This window comes from Phocaeicola intestinalis (assembly GCF_014837065.1).
GTDB lineage: Bacteria > Bacteroidota > Bacteroidia > Bacteroidales > Bacteroidaceae > Phocaeicola > Phocaeicola intestinalis.
This window is the reverse complement of record NZ_JACSPP010000069.1, coordinates 1-18,488: the sequence shown is the minus strand read 5'-3', so window position 1 is coordinate 18,488 and position 18,488 is coordinate 1. Positions and strand designations below refer to the sequence as shown.

General features: G+C 46.1%; 16 protein-coding genes. 4 read left to right on the top strand and 12 right to left on the bottom strand.

Going from position 1 to position 18,488, the window contains the following annotated elements; all coding sequences use genetic code 11:
* Positions 1–264: 264 nt before the first annotated feature.
* Positions 265–585 carry an SUMF1/EgtB/PvdO family nonheme iron enzyme gene (locus H9625_RS15440; protein WP_204471906.1) on the top strand — a complete coding sequence of 107 codons (321 nt, stop codon included), beginning with the start codon at positions 265–267 and terminating at the stop codon, positions 583–585.
* 544 nt (positions 586–1,129) lie between these two features.
* Here H9625_RS15440 and H9625_RS15435 read toward each other — a convergent pair.
* The 10 genes from H9625_RS15435 to H9625_RS15390 form a co-directional block, all read right to left on the bottom strand.
* A complete protein-coding gene (locus H9625_RS15435; protein ID WP_191765218.1) occupies positions 1,130–1,534 on the bottom strand; it encodes a hypothetical protein in 405 nt (134 codons plus the stop codon).
* Positions 1,535–1,812: 278 nt separating this feature from the next.
* On the bottom strand, positions 1,813–2,652 hold the full coding sequence (locus H9625_RS15430) for a hypothetical protein (RefSeq protein WP_191765216.1): 840 nt from the start codon (positions 2,650–2,652) through the stop codon (positions 1,813–1,815).
* A 213-nt stretch (positions 2,653–2,865) separates the two neighbouring features.
* Positions 2,866–3,366, bottom strand: a complete 501-nt coding sequence (locus H9625_RS15425) for a hypothetical protein (protein ID WP_191765214.1) — start codon at positions 3,364–3,366, stop codon at positions 2,866–2,868.
* A 2-nt stretch (positions 3,367–3,368) separates the two neighbouring features.
* A complete protein-coding gene (locus H9625_RS15420; RefSeq protein ID WP_191765212.1) occupies positions 3,369–3,596 on the bottom strand; it encodes a hypothetical protein in 228 nt (75 codons plus the stop codon).
* A 182-nt stretch (positions 3,597–3,778) separates the two neighbouring features.
* Positions 3,779–4,084, bottom strand: coding sequence for a hypothetical protein (locus tag H9625_RS15415; RefSeq protein ID WP_191765210.1), 306 nt, complete (start codon positions 4,082–4,084; stop codon positions 3,779–3,781).
* A gap of 29 nt (positions 4,085–4,113) precedes the next feature.
* A complete protein-coding gene (locus H9625_RS15410; protein WP_191765208.1) occupies positions 4,114–4,893 on the bottom strand; it encodes a DUF4595 domain-containing protein in 780 nt (259 codons plus the stop codon).
* A gap of 355 nt (positions 4,894–5,248) precedes the next feature.
* The gene (locus H9625_RS15405) at positions 5,249–5,653 is read right to left on the bottom strand and encodes a hypothetical protein (RefSeq protein ID WP_191765206.1); all 405 of its coding nucleotides are present in this window, start codon (positions 5,651–5,653) and stop codon (positions 5,249–5,251) included.
* A gap of 73 nt (positions 5,654–5,726) precedes the next feature.
* The gene (locus tag H9625_RS15400) at positions 5,727–6,638 is read right to left on the bottom strand and encodes a helix-turn-helix transcriptional regulator (RefSeq protein ID WP_191765204.1); all 912 of its coding nucleotides are present in this window, start codon (positions 6,636–6,638) and stop codon (positions 5,727–5,729) included.
* A gap of 199 nt (positions 6,639–6,837) precedes the next feature.
* Entirely contained in the window at positions 6,838–9,312 is a 2,475-nt protein-coding gene (gene galB, locus H9625_RS15395; protein ID WP_191765203.1) for a beta-galactosidase GalB, read from the bottom strand.
* Between the two features lie 164 nt (positions 9,313–9,476).
* A complete protein-coding gene (locus tag H9625_RS15390; RefSeq protein WP_191765201.1) occupies positions 9,477–9,632 on the bottom strand; it encodes a hypothetical protein in 156 nt (51 codons plus the stop codon).
* 48 nt (positions 9,633–9,680) lie between these two features.
* On the opposite strand from H9625_RS15390, the gene gcvH reads away from it, so the two are divergent.
* From gcvH to H9625_RS15375, 3 genes are all read left to right on the top strand, one after another.
* Entirely contained in the window at positions 9,681–10,061 is a 381-nt protein-coding gene (gene gcvH, locus H9625_RS15385) for a glycine cleavage system protein GcvH (RefSeq protein ID WP_087395676.1), read from the top strand.
* A gap of 129 nt (positions 10,062–10,190) precedes the next feature.
* On the top strand, positions 10,191–10,697 hold the full coding sequence (gene purE, locus H9625_RS15380) for a 5-(carboxyamino)imidazole ribonucleotide mutase (protein ID WP_191765199.1): 507 nt from the start codon (positions 10,191–10,193) through the stop codon (positions 10,695–10,697).
* Positions 10,698–10,863: 166 nt separating this feature from the next.
* Complete coding sequence (locus tag H9625_RS15375) at positions 10,864–12,696, top strand: 4-hydroxy-3-methylbut-2-en-1-yl diphosphate synthase (RefSeq protein WP_191765197.1); 1,833 nt, start codon at positions 10,864–10,866, stop codon at positions 12,694–12,696.
* Positions 12,697–12,777: 81 nt separating this feature from the next.
* Here the strand turns inward: H9625_RS15375 and H9625_RS15370 are convergent, their stop codons facing one another.
* Both H9625_RS15370 and H9625_RS15365 read right to left on the bottom strand, forming a co-directional pair.
* The gene (locus H9625_RS15370) at positions 12,778–13,767 is read right to left on the bottom strand and encodes an arabinan endo-1,5-alpha-L-arabinosidase (protein WP_191765195.1); all 990 of its coding nucleotides are present in this window, start codon (positions 13,765–13,767) and stop codon (positions 12,778–12,780) included.
* Positions 13,768–13,895: 128 nt separating this feature from the next.
* Positions 13,896–18,074: a two-component regulator propeller domain-containing protein gene (locus H9625_RS15365; RefSeq protein WP_191765193.1), complete on the bottom strand. Its 4,179-nt coding sequence runs from the start codon at positions 18,072–18,074 to the stop codon at positions 13,896–13,898.
* Positions 18,075–18,488 lie beyond the last annotated feature (414 nt).

The window sequence follows — 18,488 nt, the reverse complement described above, 5'->3', positions numbered from 1 at the left end:
TGTAACTTTGTGCAAGGGCATAGGGCTGAGTAATGTTTTGATTTGCAACTATAAAATTACTCATTTTCTGCGATATGTGGAAATCCCTGTGCCCCTTTTATATCCCAAGAAGAAGGTTTTCTATTAACTTGCGAAACTTGAATCGTATTATTTATTAAGACAAAAGGAAGTCATGAAACAAATCATTTTTAATGATTTGGGCTCAAGGATGCCGAAGCCTACTGCAACTAGCTCTCTGCAAAAGATACCAAGCACGGTTATCGCCTGCCCTCCGAAGAAGAATGGGTGCTTGCCGCCGGACACATGCCCAAGGATGTTTCCATGAATTCCGGTCATGCGGAACGTGGATTGACAACTGTGGATGCATACGCGCAAAGCAAGGGTGCCTGTGGCGGCATTGACTTTTGGGGAAATTGTTGGGAATGGAGTTCCTCGACCAATGCTGACGGACTGCATATTATCAAAGGTGGCAGTTGGGATTCCGACCGTGACGATTGCCGCAGTGAGAAATCCGATGTAGCAAGGGACGGCTCGCAAGGCTATGCCAATGTTGGTTTCCGAGTGGTAAGAATAGATAGCAACTGAACTTATTTGATTTTCGTTATTTTGTTCCATTTATAAACAGAAGAAAGAAAGGCATAGATATTCTTTCTTCTGTTCTTATTTTGTACCTTTGCCCTCCGAAGAGTTACCGGAACAAGCAAAGCGATGCAGACCACGGCAATTAGAACAGTTGCCAACTCATTACCCGAAAACGAGGTAATTCTTCTAACTCTCTTGATTGCAAAGAGGAATATCCCTTATACAAATTTACGGAAAATCAATGGAAAAACCAACGCACCTATATCCGCAGGCTTCCGCAACAGGCTGCATCTTGCTATGATACTATCCGGAAAAAGCGATTGTCTAGAGTTGGGGAAAATGTGGCCAAAGAAGTGCTTAACTATGAACAAGGCGCGGAAGCATTAGGCATTTATTTACCCAAACAGCCATATTGCTTTGAAAACGAATATATACTTCATTCGCAGTTTCATATATACTGAAACTGGGTAAGAATATATACTTCACCGGCAATCGAAGTATATATCCGTTTTTCGAAAGCAGTTTAATGTTATTTTCGGAAAGGTTTTCAGTCCGCTATAAAATCATACAGGTCGGGGTCTTCGTAGTTGAGGTCGTACTCCGTCTGTTCCGCATCCGCCGGATTGACACCGTCCCAACCATCCAGCGTCACGTTCTTCCGGTGCCGGTACTTCCGTACAGGCTTGGAAACCTGACGGGCTTTGCCCAACCGGATAGAATCCTGGCATTGCTTTGCCGTCAAGGGCGTGCGCGAAAGGATTTCGTAATACTTTACCGTCTTCCTCGGACCTTGAGGCTCCAGCCGCACATTGCCGTTAATCAGCTTTTCTGCTTTGTATTCCCTCTTGTCGGGAACCGTTTCCACTTCCACCACATAGCGGTGCAACACCTGTGCATGGACCATACACGCACAAAACGCAACGACGAACATACATAAATACATCTTTTTCATAGGCTATAAGTATTCTGTGCTTTAGTTTTTTACGTTTTTGCAAGAAACTTTCAAATTTAAAAACTCAAAAGATTATCGGTCACATTCAAGGATATACACTCAAATTTATTTCCGGAGTCCGGTCTGAAGATGAATAAATTAAAGTAACTTTATCCGGATGATTGCGAACATAATCGTAACACTCCTGTTCGGTTAGTACATGATCAACATAAAATTCATATACTTTACATGAATACCTTGACCCTGTCGGGTCAGCTATATATTGATTATATCCAGACTTACGAATGACAATTACGATTCTCTCGAATTATATCTAACATCTTAGAACATTGTTTATATCCTTCACGATGTTCTTCCATAAAAGCATTACAATCCATTCCTATTTTAATCCATATAGGATTTCCTCGATTCTTTAAATATGAGTTCCAAGTTTCGGGAGACAAATAAGTGTCTGGAAAAGTATCAAAATCTTCATCGGACATCATATATCCATTCTTTGCCAAAAACATATCTGATATCATCCACGATAAAACCCCATCAAAATATTCAGTATATTGATTCAGCTTCAATTCTTTACGGGACAAAAAAGTCTTTATCAAACCTACTGTATCAGAAAGCCAGTCCCCTAACAACATACCGTCCTCGCAAAAACCTCTAAGTGAAACTTCATTAGATAAAAGTTTTTGAATACTTATATGATAATTCTTACAAAAAAACACATTGATGATATCCTTAGAAGAATAAGGTATACCACCCACCATTAATTCATTCAAATACCTTTCTGTATAACGTTCAAGGAAATGAGGAGAGAACAACAATATCTTTCTTTCACCTTGAATAAAATATGCCGCCCAAGTAGCATTTTCATAACGAAAAGAAAGATAAAAATTAGGATGAATCAAGCTTGCATCTTTTTTAGTAAATGCATGAAAGATAACATTCCAAATATTCCTACGCTTTGTAGTTATCAATGTCTCCCAAAGCCACGGATATTTCTCCCGCTTTAACCTCATTCGCCTAAACTTTGACTCAAATTTATTCCATCGCGCAAAAACTTCTTTACTATCAGCCAGTATTTCTGATGCGATTTCTTCTAAGGTCATTGTATGTACTATCATAATATCAGACTATTGCATTGCATATCTATCTTTTAAAACAACACTTTAGGCAAGTTCTATTTTTATCAAGACAGATAAACAAGAAACTTATCTATAATTAAAAAGCTTAATTTGATTTAACTATTTCATTTAGTAATTATTTACTAAAGCTTCCTATCGCTAAAATAAGGATAGTAAACTTTAGTAAGTAATCGATATTAATGATTTTCAAATTCAGTCTTCATCTTCCGTACCTATAAATGCAAAATATTCTATATTCTTTTTAATGTAATCTAAACATTTTTTATGCAAGGCTTCTTTCAATCGAAATTCATTATTCCAATCAGGAAGGTAATTGTATTCATGCATATATTCGGCTAAAGCACAATATTCAACGATTTCAGGAAAATCATTTTTAGTATTCCACCATTCAATATACAAAGAGTCTAATTTCAGTTCTATTATTTTAGACGGCCATGATTGAGTTCGTTGAATACCAAACTGCTTACCTTTCACTAAACGCCCCCACAATCCACCTTGACGCATTTTTATTTTGCCATCCTCTTCCAATCCTGAGCAACCTATATAAACTAATCTCTTATTATTATCTTTAACGGTATAAACTAAATATACCCCTGAACAATTTTTGGGCGCATTACATACAACCCCTAAATTATCATTCTGACGAAAAACAAATCGTCCTTTTGATTCATACTGATCTAAAAATGAAAACATAACTATTCCTCCTTTATTATTTGAATATTTCCATTCTTAATATCTTCTTTTAAATCATCAACATCATACCCCTTTTTGCTATTTGTATAATCTTCGATATAAAAGCCTATTTTTTCTCTTAATTTTTTACGAATTTTCTTCTGCATATTCCTATCCGATTGACACTTTAATGCAATTAACTGTTCTATTAATTCAATTTCCTGAAGTGTAAACCCATTTCTACGTTCCATTGTAACGTCCTTTCTTAATTAAACTATTCAATATACTGTTCATTAAAGGTTTTGACACCAAATATAGTCCTTCGTCTTTCATATGAATGATATCATACGTACGTTGACTTGTTATATAAAGATACAAATTTTAATTGATAAACAAACTCATACGGGGATATTGTCATATCTTCTCATCAATTTTATTCCAAGCCTTTCCCTTTCCTCACCATCTCCATCAGCCAATGATAAATAGGACTGACCTCCACATCCTCACTCTCAACAGGCTTTGCTGCCGTAGAAAACGGAATAATCCATCTTCCTCCTACCTGATAGGCATAAGGCAATTCACCGTTACGCAATTTCCTCCGCAAAGGCAAGCCGTGCCGCTGAGGGTCGTCTTTCAATATACCTGCTTTATCAAGCAACGCATTGGCTTCCACCGCATTGATGCTTTCTTTACCTGTTTTTTGCAGATAAGCATCTAAAAAAGTAATGATCTTATTCATCTATTCTACCATTTTAAATTATCGTAATTCTACCACACAAACTCCATACGCTCATATCCGGTAACCAGACTTACAGGGAAGCCATCAGCATTGAAGCTCCACTCGAAAGAACTCCTATAACCTGATTCGGCTTGGTATAACGGCAAATGCTGAGTTGCCTTGCCCAACAATCCGGCATAATAAGCGTATTTCATTTCATCCATATCAATGCCGAAAGTCGTATCGAAAAGCATCAGGCAACCTTTGTTCCCGATAGAAGCGGTTATTTCATCATTTGCATAGCCGATGGCATATTCCGTATGCTCATCCTCCGAATTCATCATGACTTGAACGATATCTCCATCGGCATTGTAAACGATGCGGGTTTCTTCATCTCCCCCTTCCGAGCGTTTCATATAATTCAGATTTCCGGAAGAAGTGTAATCGAACTCCCATGTATCAGTTCCATCAGGAGCCGATTCTACACAATCTGTCACAAACCCATTACTACCTAAAGTCATATCCAGGACGTATGTACCGTAATCGTCATATACAATCATCTGCACTTTAGACTGCTCCAATGTTGAATAATCGAATGAAACCCGAGTAGCCCCTCCGTTTTCCGAAACTCCGATCAACAACCCTTCGGCATTGTAGACAAAAGACATGTCTTCCGCTTCTTTCGGACATCCATTGACAAATACATTAGACGGATGAATACCCGTAGATGTTGTGGGAGTGTCTTCATTACCATTCTCCTCATCGCTACAAGCGATAAAGCCGATGCAACACAAGCCCAATAAAAAGGCGATTTTGTTTAGATTCTTCATAGTGCTTAAAGTTTTCTCATCCCGACTCCCTAAGAACGAGGTTAACAAAAAAGAAAGTGTGGGAGCCATATCATCTATCTTGTCTTAGGCTCTGGTAAAACCCGAATGTAAATAGACAATATCCCCACACTTGTTGCGTATATGGCTTGAACAAGCATATATACAGGCACAAGTGATGAGCGTGATTGCCGTACCTTACATTCATTTTTAAGTTTACCAGACTTCAAGACAAAGGTAAAAGCTACACTTTCATCAATTAACTATGTATTTGCCGCACCGGAACACCGTCCGACCGACACGACAAAGATACGAACTTTTAATTGACAAACAAACTCATACAGGGATATTGTTTTACTCAGTCTGCTATAAAATCATACAGGTCGGGGTCTTCGTAATTGAGGTCATACTCTGTAGGTTCCATATCCGCCGGATTGACACCGTCCCAACCTTCCAGCGTCACGTTCTTCCGGTGCCGGTATTTCCGTACGGGCTTGGGAACCTGACGGGCTTTGCCCAACCGGATAGAATCCTGGCATTGCTTTGCCGTCAAGGGCGTGCGCGAAAGGATTTCGTAATACCTTACCGTCTTCTTCGGACCTTGTGGTTCCAGCCGCACATTGCCGTTAACCAGCTTTTCCGCTTTGTATTCCCTCTTGTCGGGAACCGTTTCCACTTCCACCACATAGCGGTGTAACGTCTGCGCATGGACCATACACGAACAAAACGCAACGATGAGCATACATAAATAGATCTTTTTCATAGGCTATAAGTATTCTGTTTTTGAGTTTTTAAGTTCTTGAGTTTTTGAGTTCCTGTTATGCTTCAACCTACGATCATTCATTCCGCTTCAACGCTTCTTCGTACACCTTCCGCACCCGTTCCCTAAGGTGGGGCGGGCTGATGACTTCCAACGAGCGGCTTCGGGAAAGCAGCTCCATCACAAAATCATTGGTGATACGCAGGTGTACTTTGATGCGGAACTCGTCCGCATTGTCTGTCAAGACCTGCTGGGAATGATGCAAAGGTACCGACTTCAGGAATTTGCCGTCCAAGGCATCGTACTTCAGTTCGACGTCTTCTACCGGGATGTCCGGCTGGTTCCAGATGCCGTAACAATCGCGGAAAAGCTCGTCCACGTTTATATCCATATTCCGTTTGAATGTCTCGCTTGCGCATATACGCAGGTCACGGATACGGTCTACTCCGAAAGTCTTCAGCACATCCCCTTCGTATGCCAACAGGTACCACCGCTGGTTCGACTCTTTCAAGTAATGGGGAAGGACTTTCTTTTCCTCTACCTTATCGCCCTGCCTTACCAGCGTATAGCGGAACACCACAGGATGCGTATGCTTAATGGCACTTATCAGCATCGGCAGACATTCGCTCGGCAACGGACGGTGGTGCTCCGCCAGCACATACGTGCTCAGGTTCGTATCCTCTTCCAGCGCATTGAGCAAATCGAAATTCTGAAGAAGCTGCCCGTAACGCTCCGGGATGTTTTCGTCTTCTTCCTTTATATAATACCCTTGTTCTCTTTTAGCATACGCGATGGTAATGCCAAACAAGCTTTGAATATCATCTATGTCACGCTCCAACGTCCGGCCGGATTTTCCCGAATAGCCGCGCATTTCCATCGCTTCAGCGATATAGCGTTTCAACTCTCTGACAGGTATATAACGCTTCTTTCCTTTCAGCTTGTTGATAATGACCAACAAACGCTGCAATCCTTCCGTTCGGCTTCCCATACACGTTCCTCCTTTTGTTTGAGGCAAAGATAAGGAAGCAGAACGACAAAACATGTCGTTTGTGCAAAAAACTTGATATCACATTTCCACCAAATGTTTTCCGCGTTTTGCCGGTATCCACCAAATCTTTAGATAAAAAGAGAGCAAACGACAGGTTTTATCGTTTGCTCAAAAATCTCCCAATTATAATATATACAGACTATTCACGCACCGTGCGCAAGGTCAGCTTGCCGCCCTTCACACCCTTTGCTTTCGCCTCGAAACAGATTTCTCCGGCTTCTTCTTTAGTCTGTACTATGGCGGTCAATGCACCGCTGAAGGCCGGCATCCGGTTTTCGTGGAACAGATAGAGACAGGTAGGGTCGCCGTTTGCCGAAGCACGATACGTGCCTGCCCCCTTTACCGAGAAGTGTACCAGGCGGTTGTCCATCGGACACAGATTGCCATCCTTGTCCACGATGCGCACCGTGATGTAGGCAAGGTCTTTCCCGTCTGCCGCCAGCTCCGTACGGTCTGCCGCCAGCTCAATGTGGTGAGGCTTGCCAGCCGTACGCACTACCTTTTCGTCCGCCGCCTTTCCGGATGCATCGTAAGCCACTACTTTCAGCTCGCCCGGTTCGTATGGCACATCCATCCACATCAGCCGATACCGGCGCTGGAGCCAAAGCGAATCCTTGCCCTGCAGGGCTTGGCTTTCTTCGCGCGTCAGCTTGCGCTGCTTTCCATAGCTCTTGCCGTTCACGAACAGTTCCGCTTCGGGATAACTGGTGTAGACAAATACCGGCGTGTTTTCGCCTTCCCTGCCCTGCCAGTTCCAGTGCGGCAACACGTGCAGGGTAGGTGATTTCCTGTTCCAGATACTCCGATAGAGGTAATAGCGGTCTTTGGGCAGGCTTGCCAGGTCGATAATGCCGAACAACGAGCTATGGCTGGGCCAGGCATCGGTATCGTAAGGCGAAGGTTCGCCCAAGTAATCGAAGCCCGTCCATACGAACTGGCCGATGGTCCACGGATAATCGTCGGCAAGGGCGAAATCCTCATCGGGCACGTTGCTCCACGAGCAATGCTCCAAGTCATATCCACTCGACTGATGGTCTTCGTACTTGGCATCGCCACGCTTCCGTACCGGGAACTTATACACACCCCTGGAGCTGACCGTAGAGGATGTTTCCGAGCCCAGCACAATGTTCTGAGACAGGCGGTTATAGGCTTCTACATACCGGTGGGCACGGTAATTGAATCCGGGCACATCCAGCATGGCGGCAAACCCATTGCCCAACACGCTCGACACCTGGTCCATACCGCATGTGACCGGACGCGTAGGGTCTTCGCGGTGGCAGATGTCCTGCAGGAACGAAGCCACCTTATACCCTTCGGGCTTCCACTGGGTAGGCACCTCGTTGCCGATGCTCCACATCACCACGCTGGGATGGTTGCGGTAATGGCGCAACATGTTCACCATGTCTTTCTCCGCCCATTCGCCGAAGAAGCGGTGATAACCGTTCTCGCACTTGGCGATATCCCATTCGTCGAACGGCTCCAGCATCATCATAAAGCCCATCTCGTCGCACAGTTCCACCAGTTCGGGAGCCGGCATGTTGTGGGCGGTACGTATCGCGTCGCAACCCATGTCCTTCAACATCGTCAGCTGGCGGCGCAGGGCAGCCACATTCACGGCAGCCCCCAGCGGACCGAGGTCGTGATGGTTGCACACCCCTTGGAACTTGCGGTGCTTTCCGTTCAGGAAGAAACCCTTGTCGGGCACAATCTCCAGGCTGCGGATGCCGAAACGGGTCGTGTATTCGTCCACCTGCCGGTTATCCACATAAATCTTAGATACCGCCTTATACAAGAAAGGCGTTTCGGGCGACCACAACTTCGGGGCATCTACCAGAAAGTTCTGCTCAAAGGGCATTCCGTGATTGATTTTGCGCGTATTGTCTTTCACCGCTACCACCTTCCCTTCGGGTGAGAGAATCTCCGTCACGATGCGGATATCCTTATCCCCTGCATGGGCAACGGTGGTAAGCAGCTTCACCGAGGCATAGCTGGCTTCCACATGAGGCGTAGTAAGCTGCGTCCCCCATACAGGCACATGCACCTTTTCTGTAGTCACCAGCCGCACGTTCCGGTAAAGCCCTGCCCCCGGATACCAGCGCGAAGACTGCGGGCGGTTTTCCAAACGTACTGCCAGCGTATTCTTCCGCCCGTCCGTATAGATATAAGGTGTCACGTCAATGTGGAACGAATTATACCCCAGCGGCCAGAAGCCCACTTCTTTTCCGTTCACGTAAACCCGCGCCTCGCTCATGGCACCATCGAACACCAGGGAAGCCTCTTTGCCCGCAGGCACTTCGAAGGTGGTGCGATACCAGCCTGTGCCTACGTAGGGAAGTCCTCCGGTACGTCCGGTCTTCACCGAAGCCTGCGTCTCGAAGTTCTGCTTAACCGCCACGTTCTGCAGGTCATGGCTCCGGTCGAACGGACCATAGATAGCCCAGTCATGCGGCACGGTCACGGTTTCCCATTGCGTATCGTCAAACGTCTCTTGCACAGCCTCAGGCGCATCACCTTTCGTGAATTTCCAGTTCTTCTCTAACAATGTCTCTTGCCTTTGCGCCCATGCAAAGAGCGAACAGAAACTAAGCAAACACAAAAGTACTTTCTTTTTCATGGCAATAATTTCTTGGTTTTACTGGCAAAAGTAATGATTCTCCTGATATATCGACCGTCCAAGAGAGGAAATTATACATTTTCGAAACGTAAAATCCGTTCAGACTTCCCATACCAGTACCCGGCTTTTCCCGCTACCGGAAGAAAGAGCGGCCGGCGATGCACCTATATGCGCATGCCGATGCATATAGTTCCGGACACAAACGCAGGTATATGCATCACGCTCTCATCCGGCTTCAATTCCCCATTCGATACGCCTGCCCGTGCAAGGTTTACTATACGGATAAAGAAATTCTGGCTCCGCCATTCTTCATTCTTCATTAAAATTCGTACATTTGCAGGAAATATAAACCTTTAAAATCTCGAATTATGAATTTCCCTACGAATGTAAAGTACACGAACGAACACGAATGGATTCGCCTGGAAGGTGAAGAAGCCTATGTAGGCATTACCGATTACGCACAAGACCAATTGGGTGACATCGTCTTTGTAGACATCACCACCGAAGGCGAGACGCTGGACAAAGGCGAAGTGTTCGGCACCATAGAGGTAGTGAAAACCGTTTCCGACCTTTTCCTCCCAATAGGCGGAGAGGTGCTGGAAGTAAACCCGGAACTGGAAGAGCATCCGGAACTGGTGAACCAAGACCCGTACGGCAAAGGCTGGCTGGTACGCATCAAACCGACTGATGCATCAGAACTAGACGAACTGCTGGATGCAGAAGCATACAAGCAACTGATTAATGAATAATTTAATAAAGGAGTTAAGGAGTTAAAGGAGTTATCACTCCGCTGCGCTCCGTTAGGAGTTAAAGCCAATAGTCAGGTTGATGAAAACGAACCTCTTTAACTTCTTAACTCCTCAAAAAAAACAAACGACATGAAACCGATTGTAAGTATCATCATGGGAAGCACTTCCGACCTTCCCGTTATGGAAAAGGCTGCGGCTTTCCTCAACGACATGCAAGTGCCGTTCGAAATGAACGCCCTTTCCGCCCACCGCACTCCCGCCGAAGTGGAGAAGTTTGCCAAAGAAGCCGCAGGCAGGGGCCTGAAAGTCATTATTGCCGGAGCCGGCATGGCAGCCGCATTGCCGGGCGTCATCGCCGCCAATACCACACTGCCCGTCATCGGCATCCCTATCAAAGGTTCCGTCCTGGATGGTATAGATGCCTTGTATTCCATCCTTCAGATGCCTCCGGGCATCCCCGTGGCTACGGTAGCCATCAACGGGGCGATGAATGCCGCCATCCTTGCCGTGCAGATGCTCGCCCTGTCTGACGAGGCGTTGGCACAGAAGTTTGCCGCATACAAGGAAGGCTTGAAAAACAAAATCGTCAAAGCCAACCAAGACCTGAAAGAGGTGAAATACGAGTATAAGTGTTAGTTAGGTACTAGGTACCAGGTAACTAGGTGACTAGGTTCTGAATACCTTTGTTGGCGCCAGTCGATGGTATCTGAAACCTTGTCAACTAGTACCTAAAACCTAATCACCTAGTACCTAAAACCCAGTATCTAAAACCTAGTCAACTAGTACCTAGTACCTAAAATATATGGATTATTTCAACTATTCACGCCGCGAGGCAAGCGAAGTATATGTAGGCGGCACACCTATGGGAGGCACTAACCCCATCCGGGTGCAAAGCATGACCAACACGCCTACCACCGATACCGAAGCCTGTGTAGAACAAGCCATCCGCATCATTGAAGCTGGAGGCGAATATGTGCGCCTCACCACCCAAGGCACACGTGAGGCCGAGAACCTGAAGAACATCAACATCGGCTTGCGCTCGAAAGGCTACGGCACACCGCTGATTGCTGACGTCCACTTCAATCCGAAAGTGGCGGAAGTGGCAGCACTTTATGCCGAAGGGGTACGCATCAACCCGGGCAACTATACCGATGCCGCACGTACCTTCAAGAAGCTGGAGTATACGGATGAAGAATACGCAAAAGAGATACAAAAGATACGCGAACGGCTGGTCCCTTTCCTGAACATCTGCAAGGAAAACCATACCGCCATACGCATCGGGGTGAACCACGGCTCGCTGTCCGACCGTATCATGTCACGCTATGGCGATACACCGGCAGGCATGGTGGAATCGTGCATGGAGTTCCTGCGCATCTGCGTGGAAGAACAATTCACGGACGTGGTCATTTCCATCAAGGCATCGAATACCGTCATTATGGTGAAAACGGTCCGCTTGCTGGTGGCGCAAATGGAAAAAGAAGGCATGGCGTTCCCGCTTCATCTGGGCGTGACAGAAGCGGGTGACGGAGAAGACGGGCGCATCAAGTCGGCATTGGGCATCGGAGCCCTGCTATGCGACGGACTGGGCGACACCATCCGTGTCTCGCTTACAGAAGCTCCTGAAGCCGAAATACCCGTTGCACGCAAATTGGTGGACTACGTCGCCAAGCGGAACGGCCATGTCTACATACCCGGGACGGAAGCGGAGGGTTTTTGCTATACCGACCCTGCGCGCCGCACCACTACCCCCGTAGGGAATATCGGTGGCGGCCATGTACCCATCGTCATATCAGCCCGCCTCAACGGGAATATGGAGACAAACGGACAATTCCGTCCGGACTATATCTATTGCGGGCAGACCTTGCCCGAAGAACGCCAGCCGGGCATCGGTTACATTGTAGACGCAAACCGTTGGGACGGAAGCGAAGGTACTTATCCGGCATTCAGCCACAAGCAGCTCATTGAATTGCATTACAGCCAGGCGAAACGGAAATTTCTCTTCCTTACCTATCTGACATTGGATGAAGAAGCCATTGCCTGCCTGCGCCGCCACCCGGAAACCGTCGTCATCGCACAGAGCAATCATGCGAACCGCTTGGGCGAGTTCCGCGGCTTAGCCCACCAACTGATGGCATTAGGGCTGAAAAACCCATTGGTGTTCTTCCAGTACTATAAGGAAACCTGTCTGGAAGATTTCCAACTGAAAGCCGCTACGGACATGGGCGCTTTACTCATCGACGGGTTCTGCGACGGCATCTTGCTTTATAACGACGGTGATGCTATCTCCGACTTGAAATCAGACGAAACTGCATTCGGCATCCTTCAAGCCGGACGCCTGCGTACTTCGAAAACCGAATACATCTCCTGCCCGGGATGCGGACGTACGCTCTACGACCTCGAAGCAACCATCGCCCGCATCAAGGCCGCGACCTCGCACCTGAAAGGCTTGAAGATAGGCATCATGGGCTGCATCGTAAACGGTCCGGGCGAAATGGCGGACGCCGACTACGGCTACGTAGGTGCCGGAAGAGGCAAAATCAGCCTATACAAGAAAAAAGAATGTATCGAGAAGAATATCCCCGAAGAGCAGGCGGTGGAGAAACTGCTGGAACTGATTAGCAGGAATGAAGAATGAAAAATGAAGAATGAGAAATGAAGAATGAAGAATTTCCATGCGGGCGAAGCGATTCTTCATTCATCATTCTTCATTCTTCATTTAATAATTGACTACAGGCCATCCGTCAGATGTCCATGTCATTTCGCGTATAAACAATTTCGGGGCTCCATCTTCTGCAATCGAATAAGCATGGCATAAGAAATAATCTTTTCCGTCGATGTGATAAGCTGCGTTATGTCCGATACCGGCATACGCTTCGTTTCCTTCTATCACCAGCGTTCCGCCTCCTTTTGCCATCGGTTTCCCTTCTTTGTCGACATAGGGTCCGACAACCGACTTCGAGCGTCCTACCACGACTTTATAATTACTATCTTTCCCACGGCAACAATAATCAAATGAAACGAAAAGGTAATAATAGTCTCCGTGTTTCATAATGAACGGAGCTTCTACAGCTCCATCACCCGGATCTTTATCATCCAGCTCGAACGAACGCGGACGGCTGCAAAGCGAATACCATTCCTCGGGCTGTGCCACCTGCATCAGGTCATCAGTAAGCTTCACCATTTTAATACCATCCCAAAATGAGCCGAAGCTCATCCATGGCGTACCGTCCTCACCGATGATGATATTAGGGTCGATAGCATTCCACATATCCCGGTTGGGAACCGACTGGATTACTTTTCCATGATCCGTCCATTTAAAGTCAGGTTCAGACGGGTCAAGCGTCGGATTGGTAGCATGTCCGATAGCCGAAGTATTCTTGGCAAATGCCGAGCAAGAATAAAACAAGTGATACAACCCGTTGTGGTAAATGATATCGGGAGCCCATGTATGTCCCTTATACTCCTTTACAGCTTCCACCGCCCATTGAGGAGCTTCGGCAAACACAGGTTTCTCGAACTTCCAAGTCTTCAAATCCTTAGAGGACATGACAGACACTCCTTCGCCCGTAGCGAACAAATAATAAGTATCACCTTGCTTCGCCATTACCGGGTCGTGCACGAACGGATTGTCGGTAACTTGTGGCTGTTGGGCGAAGCCACACCATGCTGAACCTAAAAACATGGTCAATAAAATAGCTTTTTTCATACGCTTGTGGTTTTATATCTGATTCAATAATTAGACTCACTCGATTGGCAAGCATAGTGCAAAGCTGCAAAAACAAACACAAAACGAGGTGGACAAACGTATCTTTCGGGTGGAGAGTCTATCCCCAATCACCCCTCCATCAGGCTACTCGGCGTAACATTGAAATGTTTCGTGAAACAGCGGGTAAAATATTTCGGGTCATTAAAACCTACGGCATAAGCTATCTCTGAAATATTCATCGTACGGTTCACTTTATTTTTCAACAGCAGTTCACGCGCCAGGTTCAGACGGTAATTCCGAATGAATTGTCCTGCAGACTGGCCGGTCAGGCACTGCATCTTCTTATTGAGCAGACTCTTGCTGATACCCATCTCATTGATGAAATCCCCTACCTCAAAGTCCGGATTCTTGTAATTCTCTTTCACTACCCGTATGGCTCTCTCCAGGAATTTCTTGTCGCCCGAATTTTCTTCTGCCAGTTCCAGCGAATCGGCATTCATGTCAATAGAGAAACGTTGCTGGAAACGGCGGCGGTTCTCTAAAATGCTGGCAATGCGAGCCAGCAACATATTCTCATCGAAAGGCTTCAGCAGATAAGCATCTACTCCCATCTTATAACTGTCCAGCCGGGCTTCGTCCGAAGTCTTGGCGGTAAGCATCAGGAAAGGTATGTGGGAAATGGAAAAATCACTCCGCACGCGATGCAACAGTTCCACCCCATCCATCACGGGCATCATCAGGTCGCTGATAATAAAGTCCACCGAATACGTTTTCAGCATCCGGAGAGCCTCTTCCCCGTCAGCAGCCTCTACCACATTATAATACTCGCGCAAGATAGAGCGGGTATAATCGCGCATGTCCTTGTTGTCTTCTACCACCAGCATCGTCAGCCTGCTGTTACGCATCAGTTCGGGATGTATCTCTTCGGTTTCTGCCACTGCCGGCCGGGGCTGCTCTCCACGCACCACAGGCAGCAAGACACGGAAGGTAGAACCACCCGACGGCCTGTTCTTCGCTCCTATCTCGCCCGAAAGCAACAAGACCAGCTTCCGGCACAAATACAACCCGATGCCCGTTCCGCTCTGCCCGCTCACCGATACCTGATATTGGTTATCCGCCTGATAAAAACGGTTGAAAATACGGTCGATGTCTTCCTGGGGGATTCCTTTCCCTGTATCGCTTACGCTAATAAACAACTTCTCGCCGTTTTCTGACATCAGCGAAGCTATATAAACAGATACCTGCCCGCCTTTAGGGGTAAACTTGAGGGCGTTGCTTATCAGGTTGGTCAGAATCTTATGCAAGATATCTTCGGCAAACATCATAAACGGATTGTACAGACGGACATAGCAACGCAAATCGATGCCACGTGCCTGCGCATATACCGTAAACGAAGGCATGAATTCTTCTACAAAGCTACGGATATTACCGTAATTGGAAACAATCTTCACCCGTCCTTCTTCCACCTTCCGGAAATCCAACAACTGATTGATAAGCGACAACAGGTACTTCGAGTTGCGTTCCACCAGATGAAGCTGTTCGATAACCTGAGGATTATAACTCAACTTCAAAGCCCGTTCGATAGGACCGATGATCAACGTAAGCGGAGTACGGAATTCATGCGTAATATTAGTAAAGAAAGCCAGCTTGTCAACAGTAAGTTCTTCCACCTTCCGTGACATTTCCAGAATCTTGTTCTTCTGGCTGGTAATCTTCTCGTTCGATTCTTTCAACAACTTATTCTGATGTGAAAGTTCCTCCGTCTGGTCGGACAAAAGCTTTTTCTGTTCTTCCAGTTTCCGGGTACGCTCTTCTACCAATGTATGAAGCAATTTCTGCTGATGTTTTAATGAGCGGAACCGCCCATACACCAACATCAGCAAGACCAGCCCGACAAGCAACTGAAACCAAAAAGTCTTGTAAAAATAAGGCGTAACCTCAATCATCAAAGTCTGCGTAGGCGAAACATAGTTTTTTCCATCCGAAGCATAACGCAATTCGAACACATACTTTCCCGGACGCAGGCTGGTATAGGATACGGTATGCTGATTGGCAGGAACCTCTATCCACTTGTCATCAAATCCTTCCAACCGGTAAGCATAACATGCCAAGGCAGAAGGATTATAATCCAAGGATGCAAAATGCACCGTCAGTTGCTTGTCACGTTCATGAATATTCACCCGATTATCCGCAAATGCCACGTCACGGTCAAAACTAAACAGTCCGGTAAATGTCAATGGAAATCCTTTATCCGATTCTACACGGGGGATAAAACGGATTTCCGAAAAACCGTTCGTACTGCCGACATACACTTCACCGTTTTTCGAGCCGCCGATGGCATTCCAATAAAACTGGTTGCTGAGCAAGCCGTCGTGTTTCGTATAATTTTGAAACGTATTATCTTTGGAATTGAAACGTGACAAGCCATTATTGGTAGTCAGCCAGACATATCCGTCCTTGCCTTCCCACACGCCTATCACATTATCGTTTATCAAACCATCTTTCGCAGTAAAAGCCTTGAAACGGCAATTGCCGACTTTCCCTTTTGCCCGATAAAAGCCATTCCCATTTGTACCAATCCATACACCCCCATCTTTCGCGGGACAAACCGATGTTATCCGCTCTGCCATCCGCTCGGAAGGATTATCAAGCTTATGGTCATACAAGGCATATTCCAAAGAGTCCTTCCCATACGTGTGCAAATCAATCTGATACAACCCAGAGCTGACCCCTATCCATAAAATGCCATCGGACGTGATGCATCCTCCCAACGACCCATAAACACTTCCCCGGCGCTTGCCGTGGAAAGGATCAAACACTTTCCCCGTAGCTGGATGATAGGCCAATATATCCCGGTTCGTGCCAATCCATAACAAGTCATTCAACGAATCGTAAAGCAGCACACTGACAAAAGCCTGGAAAAGTTCGGGAATTTCGGAAGACAAAACCGGATGAAAAGTCTTGTCGGACAAATTATTTCCACTCACCCAGCCAAAACCTCCGCCCCACGTTCCTACATAAATGCGGTCTTTCCCGTCAGACGCCAGCGCACTGACCGAATTATGGCTCAAGCGTGACGGCAATCCCGTTGTATAATGCTCGAAATACTGTTTCCCTGCACGGCGAAGATTAAGCCCAGCCTCAACCGTCCCTATCCATAACGACCCGTTTTCATCTTCCAGGATAGCATTAACCAGATTCCCCGAAAGGCTGCCTGCATCTTCTTGTGAATGCAAGTCGTTCTGTATCTGCAAACGCGAAATGAACATCTTGTTCAATCCTCCCACCTCTGTACCTATCCAAAGCAAATTTTCATCGGCAAGCAGGCAATTGATGAAATTACAATTCAATCCGGATGCACCGTCTGCCTGTTCCGATTGAAGGATGCGGGTAAAATTGTCGCTTACGGCATTATACAGATTCAACCCCTTCAAGGTACCGACTACCAATACCCCATCGGGAGTCAGGTTGATATCCGTCACATAACTCTGCGACAACGAAAACGGGTCACGCTCATTATAATAATAAGCCCTTGATATTTCTGTCCGTACGTTATAACGAAACAATCCTTTATTGGTTCCAATCCATAAGTCATTCTGCCAAGGGAAGATGCACTGCATGACGGTATTTGCCGGAATAAATGCATCAGACGAAAATACCGGCACCGGTTTTTGAGGAGTTGACACACTTTCTTTTATCAATGACAATGTGCCCAGATAATCAAACCAAATATATCCATCCGCCTCACAGAAAGCCAAGCTACGATTATACAAATAAAGATCGCATATCCGTGTAATATACTCCACTTTACCGTCTGAAGAAAACGCGATTTTATACAAAGCATCATCTGCACCCACCCACACATTGCCAGAAGAAGAACAATAGACAAAAGAGGCGGAATGAAAAGCAGCCGATGCAAATTTTCCACCCAGCTCCTGACCACCTATCAAACGCAGACTATTTACATCCAGAATATCCAAGCCTTGCTCTCCCGCCATCCAGATCCGTCCGAAATGGTCCTCACAGAACTTCACGATGAAATTATTCTTCAGCCGTGTCTCTCCCGAAAAAGCATTGAATGTAATAAAATCGTACCCGTCATAACGCGTCACACCATCTCCCCCTGTAGAGACCCATAAAAAGCCACGGCTGTCTTTCATCAAATCCTCCACGTAATTCTTGGGCAACCCATCATCCATTGTCAGATGGGTAAACAAATAATTGCCTCCCCTATTCTGCGGAAAGGCAGGAAGTATATGCAGCAACACGCATATCCACACAAGCAATGAACAGTATCGTATTTTCATCAGTATCTGTCTCTAATAGTTAACGACAAGTATTCCGGAGCATCCACTCCGGTGTTCCCCGTCTATCTTCACCAACAAATATACGAACTTTCTTTTACCGGCAGAACACTTCATCCGAAGAAAGCAGCTACAGGAAACAAATATCCACCCAAAACGGCTAAATATCCACCCCTCTCCCCGAATCTGCCTGCCCGATACCTGGAAATCCCCCGTCACAGACACACCGGTAGAGCTACCTGCAGGCATGATACATACCTTCAGAAAATGCATATATACTTCGATTGCACAAGCGGAAATGCCTCAAAAGCCCATTCCAAATCAGCACACGATAAATTCAAAAACAGTTTCTTCTATGTTGTAATCCAAATATCCAGAGAATTTTTTTATTTTATTAAAGGTTTTCATTAGCTTTGT